The following is a 13,292-nucleotide window of genomic DNA, read 5'->3' as shown; positions in this document are numbered from 1 at the left end:
ATATTTAACTTTCTTGACTTTAACTAGTATATTAGATAGAATTTGAATACAAAATGTAGGGATGTAAAAGATTAAAATATAGATTAAAAACTCATTATAGGAGGGAACTATGAAAAAAACAAAAATAGTATGTACAATAGGGCCAAAAACAGAATCGGTTGAGGTATTATCACAGTTATTAGAAGCTGGAATGAATGTTATGAGAATGAACTTTTCTCACGGAAGTCACGAAGAGCATGGACAAAGAATAGTTAATTTAAAACAAGCAATTGCAAACACAGGAATTAATGGAGCTGTTTTATTAGATACTAAAGGTCCAGAAATAAGAACAATCAAATTAGTAGGAGGAAACGATGTTTCTTTAGTAGCTGGACAAAAGTTCACTATAACTACTGATGAGACAGTAATTGGAGATTCTACAAAAGTTGCTGTAACATATAAAGGGTTAACTGATGACTTAAAAGCAGGAAACATAGTTTTAATTGATGATGGATTAATTGAAATGGAAGTTGAAGAAGTTGTTGGAAACGAAGTAAGATGTATTGTAAAAAATAACGGAGACTTAGGAGAAAACAAAGGTGTAAACTTACCAAATGTTTCAGTTCAATTACCAGCTTTATCACCAAAAGATATTGGAGATTTAAAATTTGGATGTGAGCAAAACGTAGATTTCGTAGCTGCATCATTTATTAGAAAAGCTGATGATGTAAGAGCTGTTAGAGAAGTATTAGACGCTAACGGTGGAGAGAAAATAAAAATAATTTCTAAAATAGAAAATCAAGAGGGGTTAGACAACTTTGATGAGATTTTAGAATTATCTGACGGTATAATGGTAGCTAGAGGAGATTTAGGAGTAGAAATTCCTGTAGAAGAAGTTCCGTTTGCACAAAAAATGATGATAGAAAAATGTAACTTAGCAGGGAAAGTTGTAATAACAGCTACACAAATGCTAGATTCAATGATAAAAAACCCAAGACCAACTAGAGCAGAAGCTACAGACGTAACTAATGCAATATTAGATGGTACAGATGCAATAATGTTATCTGGAGAAACAGCAAAAGGAAAATATCCAGTTGAGGCTGTAACAGTAATGAGAAAGATAGCTGAAAAAACAGATCCATTAGTAGCTTTTGAAATAGAAAATGAAGATGGAGTAAATATAACTGAAGCTATGGCTAGAGGAACAGTAGATGTAGCAGAAGCATTAGGAGCTAAATTAATCGTATCAGGAACTGCATCAGGAAGATCAGCAACTGCATTAAGAAGATATTTCCCAGAGGCTTTTATATTAGCAATAACAAATAATGAAAAAACATATAATCAAATGATATTAACAAGAGGAGTAATCCCTTGTTTAGATACAACAGCGAAAAATTTAGAGGAGTTTTATGTTTTAGCAGAAGCAAAAGCTTTAGCATTAGGACTTGTTAAATCAGGAGATATAATAGTTGCATCTTGTGGAGAAGAAGTATTCAAAGCAGGAACAAGTAACTCAATGAAAGTTATTAAAGTAAAATAAACATTACATAAATTTTGAGACTTAATTTTAAAGTATAAACTTTTATAAAATTCTAAGGAGGATTTAAAGAAAATGACTAGAATAGTTGAAGTTAAAGGAAGAGAAATTCTTGATTCAAGAGGAAACCCAACAGTTGAGGTTGACGTAATATTAGAATGTGGAGCTATGGGAAGAGCTGCAGTTCCATCTGGAGCATCTACAGGAGCTTACGAAGCAGTAGAATTAAGAGACGAAGATAAATCTAGATACTTAGGAAAAGGTGTTTTAAAGGCAGTAAACTATGTAAACACTGAAATTAAAGAGTTAGTAATCGGAATGGATGCAACTAACCAAGTAGCTATCGATAAAGCTATGATCGAGTTAGATGGAACTCCAAACAAAGATAGATTAGGAGCAAACGCTATATTAGGTGTTTCTCTAGCAGTAGCTAAAGCAGCAGCAGAGGCTTTAGGACAACCTTTATACAAATACTTAGGAGGAGTTAACGCTAAAGAGTTACCTTTACCTATGATGAATATATTAAACGGAGGAAGTCATGCTGATTCTGCAGTAGACGTTCAAGAGTTTATGGTTCAACCAGTTGGAGCTAAAACATTTGCTGAAGCTATGAGAATGGGATGTGAAATATTCCACCACTTAGGAAAAATTTTAAAAGCTAATGGAGATTCAACAAACGTTGGAAACGAAGGTGGATATGCACCAGCTAAAATCAACGGAACAGAGGGAGCTTTAGATATTATATGTCAAGCAGTTAAAGCAGCAGGATATGAGTTAGGAACTGATATTACATTTGCTTTAGACGCGGCAGCAACTGAGTTCTGTGTTGAAAAAGAAGATGGATCATTTGAGTACCACTTCAAAAGAGAAGGTGGAGTAGTAAGAACTACTGAAGAAATGATTGAGTGGTACGCTGGATTGTGTGAGAAGTATCCAATTAAATCTATCGAAGATGGATTAGGAGAAAATGACTGGGCTGGGTTCCAAATGTTAACTGCAAAAGTTGGAAAGAAAGTTCAAATCGTTGGAGACGATTTATTCGTAACTAACACTGAGAGATTAGCAAGAGGAATTGAAATGAAAGCTGCTAACTCAATCTTAATTAAATTAAACCAAATCGGAACTTTAACTGAGACTTTAGATGCAATTGAAATGGCTAAGAGAGCTAACATGACTGCTGTAATTTCTCATAGATCTGGAGAAACTGAGGATGCTACAATAGCTGATATCGCTGTTGCAACAAACGCAGGACAAATTAAAACTGGATCAACTTCAAGAACTGATAGAATGGCTAAATACAACCAATTATTAAGAATTGAAGAAGAATTAGGATCAGTTGCTCAATACAACGGAATCGAAGTATTCTATAATACAACAAAGTAATTAATTGATTTTATATAAAGAGGGACTTGAGGGTCTCTCTTTTTTATTAACCCTTTAAAAATAGGACCCTTTATGTTACAATAGAAATAAAATTAAAATATGGAGGAAATAAAAATGTCAAATGTTTTTGAAGTTTTAAAGGATCGTGGATACATAAAACAAATGACTCACGAAGAGGAGATAAAAGAGTTACTTGCAAAGGAAAAAGTAACTTTTTATATAGGGTTTGACCCAACAGCAGATAGCTTACATGTGGGACATTTTATAGCTATGATGTTTATGTCACATATGCAGCAACATGGACATAGACCAATAGCTTTAATAGGTGGCGGAACTGCACAAATAGGAGATCCGAGTGGAAGAACAGATATGAGACAAATGATGACAGATGAAATCATAGCTCATAATGTAGCATCTATAAAAAAACAAATGGAAAAGTTTATTGATTTCTCTGAGGATAAAGCTCTATTAGTAAATAATGCTGATTGGTTAAGAGGATTAAATTATATTGATTTTATAAGAGATATAGGATCTCAGTTTTCTGTAAATAGAATGCTATCTGCAGAGTGCTTTAAGTCTAGAATGGAAAATGGAGGACTATCGTTTTTAGAGTTTAACTATATGTTAATGCAAGGATATGACTTCTTAGTTTTAAATAGAAAGTTTGGATGTACTATGCAGCTAGGTGGAGATGACCAATGGTCTAATATGATTGCAGGAGTAGATTTAATTAGAAAAAAAGACAGAAAACAAGGTTATGCGATGACATGTACTTTACTAACTAATAGTGAAGGTAATAAAATGGGAAAAACAGCAAAAGGAGCTTTATGGTTAGATCCAGAAAAAACATCTCCATATGAGTTTTATCAATATTGGAGAAATCTTCCAGATGCAGATGTAGCTCAACCATTAGCATTGTTAACATTCTTACCTATGGATGAAGTTAGAAGACTTTCGTCATTAGAGGGAGCAGAAATAAACGAGGCTAAAAAAGTATTAGCTTATGAAGTAACAAAAATTGTTCATGGAGAAGAAGAAGCTGAAAAGGCAAAGCAAGCCTCAGAAGCATTGTTTGGGCAAGGTGGTCTTGATTTAACAAATGTACCAACAGCAGAAGTGACAGAGGAAGTTTTAGGAAAAGGTGTAGTAGACTTAATGGTTGAATTAGGACTATTAAAAACAAAAAGTGAAGGAAGAAGATTAGTTCAGCAAAATGGTTTAACTATAAATGATGAAAAAGTAACGGATTTTGCTATGGAGATAACAAATGACTTATTTATAGATGGAGCTATGATGATAAAGCAAGGAAAGAAAAAATATAATAGGATTGTTATAAAGTAGTGATAGTAATAAGGGAAACCACGACGGATGACATAGAGAATATATATAATCATTTAAATTTGAACTATGTAAAAAAATATTGTAAAAATGATGAGGAAGAACAAAAAAAGAATCATGAAAGATGGTATAAATTCTTAATAAGTTCTCCTAATTATGCAATGTTTACTGTCGAAGACTTAAAAGGAACTTTCTTAGGAAATGTAAAATTTCAACTAGATGAAGATTTTGAAGGTGCAGAAATTTCCCTGTATTTAGCTGAATGTATAAGAGGGAGAGGTTATTCCACAACAATAGTAAATGCAAGTATAGATGAATTAAGATTTAAATATCAAAATTTAAAATATGTTGTAGCGTATATTTTAGAAGAAAATGATAGGTCAATTTTATGTTTTGAAAAGGCTCAGTTTAAATTTAAAGGGCAAATAGAACATGGAGGTATCGATTATTTTTTATATATGAGAGTTTTTGAATAGTGGAGGGCATTTTGAGAAAAAAAGAAAGAGCTTTAAAAGTAATAGAGGTTTTACAAAATAAATTCGGGCATCCAAAGTGTGCTTTAAATTATACAACACCCTTTGAACTTTTAGTAGCAGTTATATTATCAGCTCAATGTACAGATGTGAGAGTAAATATTGTTACAGAGAATATGTATAAAATAGTGAATACTCCAGAACAATTTGCAGCAATGCCATTAGAAGATATTGAAACATTAATAAAAAGTACTGGTTTTTATAGAAATAAAGCTAAAAATATAAAATTATGTAGCCAGCAACTTATTGAAAAATATGATGGGAAAGTACCGCAAGAAATGGATGAGTTAGTTGGATTAGCTGGAGTAGGGCGTAAAACTGCTAATGTAGTTCGAGGTGAAATATGGAGGTTGGCCGATGGAATAACAGTTGACACCCATGTAAAAAGATTAACTAATTTAATAGGATTAGTTAATGAGCAAGATGTGATAAAAATAGAAAAAGAATTAATGAAAATAATACCAAAAGAGTATTGGATAGACTTTTCTCATTATATAATCCTTCAAGGAAGAGATAAGTGTATTGCTAGAAGACCAAAATGTTTGGAATGCGAAATAAAAATGTATTGTAACCATGGTGAAAAAGTATAAAAAAGTATACAAAAAAAAGTTTTTAATTGTTGACATATATGGTAAAGAATGTTATTATCTTGGTGTAAGAATATAAATGATAACTTAAGGAGACGATAACTATGAGAGTTTATCTGGATAATAATGCAACTACAAAAATGGACCCTAAAGTATTAGAAGCAATGATGCCTTTTTTAACTGAGGAATATGGAAATGCTTTTAGTATGCACCTTTTTGGAAAGGAAACGGGAATAGCTGTTTCAGAAGCAAGAGAAAAGATTGCGACTTTATTAAAAGTTAAGCCAGAAGAAATTATATTTACTGCTTCTGGAACTGAATCAGATAACATTGCAGTTAGAGGCGTAGCTAAAGCATATAAAAATAGAGGAAATCATATAATAACAAGCTCAATAGAGCACCCAGCTATAAAAAATACCTTTAAAGATTTGGAGCAAGATGGATATAAAGTAACATTTATACCAGTTGATAGTAATGGAGTAATAGATGTTAAAGTTTTAGAGGAAGCGATAACACCTGAGACGATTTTAATATCAATGATGCATGCAAATAATGAAGTTGGTACTATAGAACCAATAAAAGCAATTGGTGAAATAGCTAAAAAAAATAGAATTTTATTGCATGTGGATGCAGTTCAAAGTGTTGGAAAAATTCCTGTTTATCCAAAAGAATTAGGAGCGGATTTGTTAACTTTTTCAGGACATAAATTTCATGGTCCTAAAGGGATTGCTGCTCTTTATATAAGACAAGGTGTTAGAGTTGCTAGAACAATAACTGGTGGTGGACAAGAGAAAAAACTGAGACCGGGAACGACAAATACCCCTGCAGTAGTAGGTATGGCAAAAGCTTTAGAAATTGCCTGTCAAGATATGGATATTGAAATAAAAAGAGAACAAGAGTTAAGAGATTATTTTGAAGATGAAATAGTTAAAAGAATTCCGGAAGTAGTAGTAAATGGAAAATCAGTAGAGAGATTGCCAGGAACTTCAAGTATAACTTTTAAATATTTAGAGGGAGAATCAATTCTTTTATCTTTAAGCTATTTAGGTATAGCTGTAAGCTCAGGATCAGCATGTTCATCAGATGAATTGCAAGCATCACACGTTCTATTAGGAATGGGAATTGAGCCAGAATTTGCTCATGGAACTATAAGATTTAGTTTAGGAAAATATAATACAAAAGAAGAAATAGATTATACGATAGAGCAAGTTGTAAAAGTTGTAGAAAAATTAAGAATGTTATCACCTTTATGGAACGAATATAGAAAATAAAAACAATTAAAAACTAAGGAGAAAATTATGCAATATACAGAAAAAGTAATGGATCATTTTATGAACCCTAGAAATGTAGGAACTATGGAAAATCCTGATGGATATGGTAAAGTTGGAAATCCATCTTGCGGAGATATCATGGAGATATTTTTAAAAATAGAAAATGATGTAATAACAGATGTTAAATTTAGAACTTTTGGATGCGCATCAGCAATAGCAACATCATCAGTTTCAACTGAAATGGTTTTAGGTAAAGATATTCATGAAGCATTAGCAATAACAAATAAAGTGGTTGCAGAGGCTTTAGGTGGATTACCAGCTACGAAAATGCACTGTTCTGTTCTGGCAGAAGAGGCTCTAAAAGAAGCTATAGAAGACTACTTGGCTAAAAAACAAAAATAATGTATAATATTTAGGAACTATAAAAATATAGTTCCTAAATTTTTTTATTTGGAGGAAGAAGCTATGAAGAAATTAGTTGTGGTTTTCGTATTAATTGCATCAACTTTATCTTTTTCAAAAAGTACTCAAAGTAAAGTAGTAAAAGATAATATTCCAGATTATAGAGCTTATGTATTGGGAGATGATGAAGGTAATGTATTTTACCAAGAGAATTCAACTCATAAATATCCATTAGCTTCTGTAACTAAAGTTATGACTATATTAGTGACTTTAGATGAAATAAGAAAAGGAAACATTGGTTTATACGATGAAGTAACAGTTGATTGGGAAATTTTAAGTGCTGGAGGAAGCTCCATTCCTATGGAGAGTGGAGAAAAAATAATAGTACTAGATTTGCTTAAATCGGCAGCTATAAAATCTGCTAATAATGCTGCTTATGCTCTAGCTAAACATTCTGGAAAAGGTAGTATTCCAAGATTTATAGATATGATGAATGCAAAGGCTAAAAGTTTAGGATTAGAAAATGAATTAGAATTTCATACTCCTGCAGGATTACCAGATCATATGACTAGAAAAAAATTAGATATGGGAACAGCTAACGGAATATATAGATTATCTATAGAAGCTTTAAAGTATCCTGAATATATAGCAATTGCAAGACAAAAAACTGCTGAAATAAAAAATGGAAGTTATAAGTTAAAAAGTACAATTCATCTTTTAGGAAAAGAAGGTATTTATGGTTTAAAAACAGGATATCATACGAAATCAAGATTTAATATAACGGTTTTAAGTGATAAAGATAATGCTAATATAGTAACCGTTGTAATGGGAGGAAAATCACCTAAAATAAGAGATGGGAAAATATTAGCGTTAAATGAAAAATTTCATGAAAACTATAAAAATAAAGATATTATAAAAAAAGATATACCGGTCGTATCAATACCTATTTCAGGTGGATATATTACAGAAGTGAAAACTTACGGGACTAACTCTTTTTCTAAAATTGTAAAAAAAGATGCTGATGTTTCAATAGTTACAGAAAGAGAGAAAAAGCTGGTAGCTCCCATAAAGGCTGGAACAGTTGTTGGAAGTTATAAAGTATTGGTGAACGGTGAGGTAGTATTTAAAGATAAATTAATTGTAAAAAAAGACGTAGAAAAAAAGAAGCTTATGGATAAAATAATGGAAATTTTTTAAAAAAATAAAAAAAGTTATTGACGAAGTTTAAAATTTATGATACTATAATTTTTGTCAGCGGGAAACACCGCCGACAAGAATTGTAGAAAAGGACATTAACAACCGAATAGAGAAAATAGTCAGAAGTTATGAAAATAACAAAATGCCAGAAATGGCAAACCAATAAATGGTGTAAACGTAAGTCTTAGGACTTTAAATATATTTGAATGAAGAGTTTGATCCTGGCTCAGGATGAACGCTGACAGAATGCTTAACACATGCAAGTCGATTCAATTTACCTTCGGGTAATGAGGATGGCGGACGGGTGAGTAACGCGTAAGGAACTTGCCTCTTGGTCTGGGACAACTGTTGGAAACGACAGCTAATACCGGATATTATGAGATTCTCGCATGGGAAACTTATGAAAGCTATATGCGCCAAGAGAGAGCCTTGCGTTCCATTAGCTAGTTGGTGGGGTAACGGCCCACCAAGGCGACGATGGATAGCCGGCCTGAGAGGGTGAACGGCCACAAGGGGACTGAGACACGGCCCTTACTCCTACGGGAGGCAGCAGTGGGGAATATTGGACAATGGGCCACAAGCCTGATCCAGCAATTCTGTGTGCACGATGAAGGTCTTCGGATTGTAAAGTGCTTTCAGTTGGGAAGAAGAAAGTGACGGTACCAACAGAAGAAGCGACGGCTAAATACGTGCCAGCAGCCGCGGTAATACGTATGTCGCAAGCGTTATCCGGATTTATTGGGCGTAAAGCGCGTCTAGGCGGAAAAATAAGTCTGATGTTAAAATGCGGGGCTCAACTCCGTATTGCGTTGGAAACTGTTTTTCTAGAGTACTGGAGAGGTGGGCGGAACTACAAGTGTAGAGGTGAAATTCGTAGATATTTGTAGGAATGCCGATGGAGAAGTCAGCTCACTGGACAGATACTGACGCTAAAGCGCGAAAGCGTGGGGAGCAAACAGGATTAGATACCCTGGTAGTCCACGCCGTAAACGATGATCACTAGGTGTTGGGGGTCGAACCTCAGCGCCCAAGCTAACGCGATAAGTGATCCGCCTGGGGAGTACGCACGCAAGTGTGAAACTCAAAGGAATTGACGGGGACCCGCACAAGCGGTGGAGCATGTGGTTTAATTCGACGCAACGCGAGAAACCTTACCAGCGTTTGACATCCTAAGAAGTTTCCAGAGATGGATTCGTGCCGGCTTGCCGGAACTTAGTGACAGGTGGTGCATGGCTGTCGTCAGCTCGTGTCGTGAGATGTTGGGTTAAGTCCCGCAACGAGCGCAACCCCTATTGTATGTTGCTACCATTAAGTTGAGCACTCATGCGATACTGCCTGCGATGAGCAGGAGGAAGGTGGGGATGACGTCAAGTCATCATGCCCCTTATACGCTGGGCTACACACGTGCTACAATGGGCAGTACAGAGAGTTGCCAACCCGCGAGGGTGAGCTAATCTCTTAAAGCTGTTCTTAGTTCGGATTGTACTCTGCAACTCGAGTACATGAAGTTGGAATCGCTAGTAATCGCAAATCAGCATGTTGCGGTGAATACGTTCTCGGGTCTTGTACACACCGCCCGTCACACCACGAGAGTTGGTTGCACCTGAAGTAGCAGGCCTAACCGTAAGGAGGGATGTTCCTAAGGTGTGATTAGCGATTGGGGTGAAGTCGTAACAAGGTATCCGTACGGGAACGTGCGGATGGATCACCTCCTTTCTAAGGAGACTAACTTTTTCTCTATTCGATTGATACTGTTCTTTGTAAGTATGGGGATATAGCTCAGTTGGGAGAGCGACGCACTTGCACTGCGTAGGTCAGCGGTTCGACTCCGCTTATCTCCACCAAAACATTATCAAACTTGGACATTGGAAACTATATAGTAGATATTGAGAAAATATTCTAAATTAACTAACAATTCATTTTTAAGTCAATCTTAAATTGAGTAGTTAGTCTGTCTAAATAATATGAATTATATTACAAGGTTAAAATATTAAGGGCACACGAAGGATGCCTAGGAAGTAAGAGCCGATGAAGGACGTGGTAAGCTGCGATAAGCTTGGTGGAGTTGCAATCGAACTGTGATGCCAAGATTTCCGAATGGAGAAATCTGCTAAGATGGAGTCTTAGCACGAAAGAGGGAACCGCGTGAACTGAAACATCTAAGTAACGCGAGGAAAAGAAAGTAAAAACGATCCCCTAAGTAGCGGCGAGCGAACGGGGGTGAGCCCAAACCGTAGATGTGCCAAGGATGCAGCCGTTGCATCTACGGGGTAGCGGGAAGATCGTCTGAAGAACTGCAAGGTATTCGACATTATGATACGCCGAACTGGAAAGGTCTGGAAAGGCCTGCCGTAGAGAGTGAAAGCCTCGTACAGGTAAACCGTATCAAATGTATGATCTCTCCCAAGTAGCACGGAACACGAGGAATTCTGTGTGAATCTGCGAGGACCATATCTCGTAAGGCTAAATACTCTTACTTACCGATAGCGCATAGTACCGTGAGGGAAAGGTGAAAAGAACCCCGGGAGGGGAGTGAAATAGAACCTGAAATCGTGTGCTTACAAGCGGTCAGAGCCCTTTGGGGTGATGGCGTGCCTTTTGGAGAATGATCCTGCGAGTTACGTTCAGTGGCAAGGTTAAGTTTAACGGAGCCGAAGGGAAACCGAGTCTGAATAGGGCGACATAGTCGCTGGGCGTAGACGCGAAACCTGGTGATCTAAGCCTGTCCAGGGTGAAGCTGTGGTAAGACACAGTGGAGGCCCGAACTCACCGCCGTTGAAAAGTTGGGAGATGAGGTAGGTTTAGGGGTGAAAAGCCAATCGAACCAGGAGATAGCTCGTTCTCTCCGAAATGCATTTAGGTGCAGCCTTGAGTGTTCAATTATGGGGGTAGAGCACTGAATGACCTAGGGGGCATACTGCTTACCGAAGTCAATCAAACTCCGAATACCATAATTCTAGAGCTCAGGAGTGAGACTATGGGAATTAACTTCCATGGTCAAAAGGGAAACAACCCAGACCACCAGCTAAGGTCCCTAATTATAACTAAGTGGGAAAGGAGGTGGAGATTCACAAACAACCAGGAGGTTGGCTTAGAAGCAGCCATACCTTTAAAGAGTGCGTAATAGCTCACTGGTCGAGAGTCTCTGCGCCGACAATGTAACGGGGCTAAGTTATAAACCGAAGCTGTGGAGTTGCGTAAGCGACTGGTAGGAGAGCGTTCTGTAGGCCGTTGAAGGAGAATCGACAAGAAACTCTGGAGGTATCAGAAGTGAGAATGCAGGAATAAGTAGCGAGAATGGGGGCGAGAATCCCCCACGCCGGAAGACCAAGGGTTCCAGGGTAAAGTTTGTCTCCCCTGGGTAAGCCGGGTCCTAAGCCGAGGCTAGATTGCGTAGGCGAATGGAAAACAGATTAATATTTCTGTGCCACTGATATCAAGTGATGGAGGGACGCAGGAGGTTATGCACGCTGGCGAACGGAAGTGCCAGTTCAAGCATGTAGCGTGGTCTAGTAGGAAAATCCGCTAGACTAAACGTGAGGTGTGATGAGGAGTCGTAAGATGGAAGGTGCAAATACCACACTGCCGAGAAAAGCTTCTAAGCGTTTTAAAGATATTAGTGCCCGTACCCCAAACCGACACAGGTGGTCAGGATGAGAAATCTAAGGCGGACAGGCTAACTCTCGTTAAGGAACTCTGCAAAATAGCCCCGTAACTTCGGGAGAAGGGGTGCCTTTTATGGTGAGCGTACACGCGACGCAAAGCTATGAGAGGCCGCAGTGAAGAGTCTCAGGCGACTGTTTAACAAAAACACAGGTCTATGCTAAGCTGTAAGGCGACGTATATGGGCTGACACCTGCCCAGTGCCGGAAGGTTAAGAGGAGGAGTGAGAGCTCCGAATTGAAGCCCCGGTGAACGGCGGCCGTAACTATAACGGTCCTAAGGTAGCGAAATTCCTTGTCGGGTAAGTTCCGACCTGCACGAATGGTGTAACGATCTGAGAGCTGTCTTGACGGGAGGCCTGGTGAAATTGTATTACCGGTGAAGATACCGGTTACCTGCAGTAGGACGGAAAGACCCCATGGAGCTTTACTGTAGCTTGGTATTGGGTTTTGGCATCGTATGTATAGGATAGTTGGGAGACTATGATGCGTGGTCGCTAGATTACGCGGAGTCACTGGTGGAATACCAACCATACTATGTCGGAATTCTAATTTGAGGTTTGTACCCTCGAAGACAGTGCTAGGTGGGCAGTTTGACTGGGGCGGTCGCCTCCGAAAGAGTAACGGAGGCGTTCAAAGGTTCTCTCAGGTTGGATGGAAATCAACCGCAGAGTGCAATGGCATAAGAGAGCTTAACTGCGAGACTGACGGGTCGAGCAGGTGCGAAAGCAGGACATAGTGATCCGGCGATTCCGAATGGAAGGGTCGTCGCTCAACGGATAAAAGCTACCCTGGGGATAACAGGCTGATTCTACCCGAGAGTCCATATCGACGGTAGAGTTTGGCACCTCGATGTCGGCTCATCGCATCCTGGGGCTGGAGAAGGTCCCAAGGGTTGGGCTGTTCGCCCATTAAAGCGGTACGTGAGCTGGGTTCAGAACGTCGTGAGACAGTTCGGTCCCTATCCACTGTAGGCGTTAGAGTATTGAGAAGATCTGTCCTTAGTACGAGAGGACCGGGATGGACAAACCTCTGATGTACCAGTTGTCACGCCAGTGGCACAGCTGGGTAGTCACGTTTGGAACAGATAACCGCTGAAAGCATCTAAGCGGGAAACTGACTTCAAGATAAGTACTCTTTAAGATACCTTCGAGACTAGGAGGTTGATAGGTTGGGGGTGTAAGAGTTGTGAGACTTTTAGCTGACCAATACTAATATATCGAAGTTTTAACCTTAATATACTACTATATAGTTTCAAGTGTTCAAGAACACAAATAAATATTGATTGGCAACGATAGCTATGGAGGTACACCCAGTAACATTTCGAACCTGGAAGTTAAGCCCATAAACGCTGAAAGTACTTGGGGGGCAGCCCCCTGGGAGGATAGGAAGTTGCCAATCTT

The 13,292-nt window shown here is 38.0% G+C and carries 8 protein-coding genes, 1 tRNA gene and 3 rRNA genes; all 12 read left to right on the top strand.

Annotation, left to right across the window (positions count from 1 at the left end):
• The first annotated feature begins 109 nt into the window (after positions 1 to 109).
• The 12 genes from pykF to rrf all read left to right on the top strand — a co-directional run bounded on the left by pykF (position 110) and on the right by rrf (position 13,290).
• Positions 110 to 1,519 (top strand): pyruvate kinase PykF, encoded by a 1,410-nt coding sequence (pykF, locus tag MKD34_RS08490; protein WP_240219040.1) that lies wholly within the window; start codon positions 110 to 112, stop codon positions 1,517 to 1,519.
• Between the two features lie 72 nt (positions 1,520 to 1,591).
• Positions 1,592 to 2,899 (top strand): phosphopyruvate hydratase, encoded by a 1,308-nt coding sequence (eno, locus tag MKD34_RS08485; RefSeq protein ID WP_023051511.1) that lies wholly within the window; start codon positions 1,592 to 1,594, stop codon positions 2,897 to 2,899.
• Between the two features lie 114 nt (positions 2,900 to 3,013).
• Positions 3,014 to 4,240 (top strand): tyrosine--tRNA ligase, encoded by a 1,227-nt coding sequence (gene tyrS, locus MKD34_RS08480; protein ID WP_240219039.1) that lies wholly within the window; start codon positions 3,014 to 3,016, stop codon positions 4,238 to 4,240.
• Positions 4,240 to 4,713 carry a GNAT family N-acetyltransferase gene (locus tag MKD34_RS08475; RefSeq protein WP_240219038.1) on the top strand — a complete coding sequence of 158 codons (474 nt, stop codon included), beginning with the start codon at positions 4,240 to 4,242 and terminating at the stop codon, positions 4,711 to 4,713. The genes tyrS and MKD34_RS08475 overlap by 1 nt, the downstream gene beginning before the upstream one ends.
• Positions 4,714 to 4,724: 11 nt before the next feature.
• On the top strand, positions 4,725 to 5,360 hold the full coding sequence (nth, locus tag MKD34_RS08470; protein WP_240219037.1) for an endonuclease III: 636 nt from the start codon (positions 4,725 to 4,727) through the stop codon (positions 5,358 to 5,360).
• A 101-nt stretch (positions 5,361 to 5,461) separates the two neighbouring features.
• On the top strand, positions 5,462 to 6,628 hold the full coding sequence (locus tag MKD34_RS08465; protein ID WP_240219036.1) for a cysteine desulfurase family protein: 1,167 nt from the start codon (positions 5,462 to 5,464) through the stop codon (positions 6,626 to 6,628).
• Between the two features lie 27 nt (positions 6,629 to 6,655).
• Positions 6,656 to 7,030, top strand: coding sequence for a Fe-S cluster assembly scaffold protein NifU (gene nifU / locus MKD34_RS08460; protein ID WP_240219035.1), 375 nt, complete (start codon positions 6,656 to 6,658; stop codon positions 7,028 to 7,030).
• Between the two features lie 63 nt (positions 7,031 to 7,093).
• A complete protein-coding gene (locus tag MKD34_RS08455) occupies positions 7,094 to 8,227 on the top strand; it encodes a D-alanyl-D-alanine carboxypeptidase family protein (RefSeq protein WP_240219034.1) in 1,134 nt (377 codons plus the stop codon).
• Positions 8,228 to 8,430: 203 nt separating this feature from the next.
• Positions 8,431 to 9,943, top strand: a 16S ribosomal RNA gene (locus MKD34_RS08450).
• 52 nt (positions 9,944 to 9,995) lie between these two features.
• A tRNA-Ala gene (locus MKD34_RS08445) sits at positions 9,996 to 10,071 on the top strand.
• A 136-nt stretch (positions 10,072 to 10,207) separates the two neighbouring features.
• Positions 10,208 to 13,124 (top strand): 23S ribosomal RNA (locus MKD34_RS08440).
• A 49-nt stretch (positions 13,125 to 13,173) separates the two neighbouring features.
• A 5S ribosomal RNA gene (gene rrf / locus MKD34_RS08435) occupies positions 13,174 to 13,290 on the top strand.
• The 16S, 23S and 5S rRNA genes sit together here with 1 tRNA gene alongside, the layout of an rRNA operon.
• The last annotated feature ends 2 nt before the right edge of the window (positions 13,291 to 13,292 follow it).

Origin of the sequence: Cetobacterium somerae, from assembly GCF_022430525.1 — a bacterium.
GTDB lineage: Bacteria > Fusobacteriota > Fusobacteriia > Fusobacteriales > Fusobacteriaceae > Cetobacterium_A.
This window is presented reverse-complemented; position numbering and strand designations above follow the sequence as displayed.

Bases quoted from the DNA above. Each gene is read 5' to 3' on its own strand.
- pykF (WP_240219040.1), top strand. From the start codon at position 110: ATGAAAAAAACAAAAATAGTATGTACAATAGGGCCAAAAACAGAATCG.
- eno (WP_023051511.1), top strand. From the start codon at position 1,592: ATGACTAGAATAGTTGAAGTTAAAGGAAGAGAAATTCTTGATTCAAGA.
- nifU (WP_240219035.1), top strand. From the start codon at position 6,656: ATGCAATATACAGAAAAAGTAATGGATCATTTTATGAACCCTAGAAAT.
- tyrS (WP_240219039.1), top strand. From the start codon at position 3,014: ATGTCAAATGTTTTTGAAGTTTTAAAGGATCGTGGATACATAAAACAA.
- MKD34_RS08455 (WP_240219034.1), top strand. From the start codon at position 7,094: ATGAAGAAATTAGTTGTGGTTTTCGTATTAATTGCATCAACTTTATCT.
- MKD34_RS08465 (WP_240219036.1), top strand. From the start codon at position 5,462: ATGAGAGTTTATCTGGATAATAATGCAACTACAAAAATGGACCCTAAA.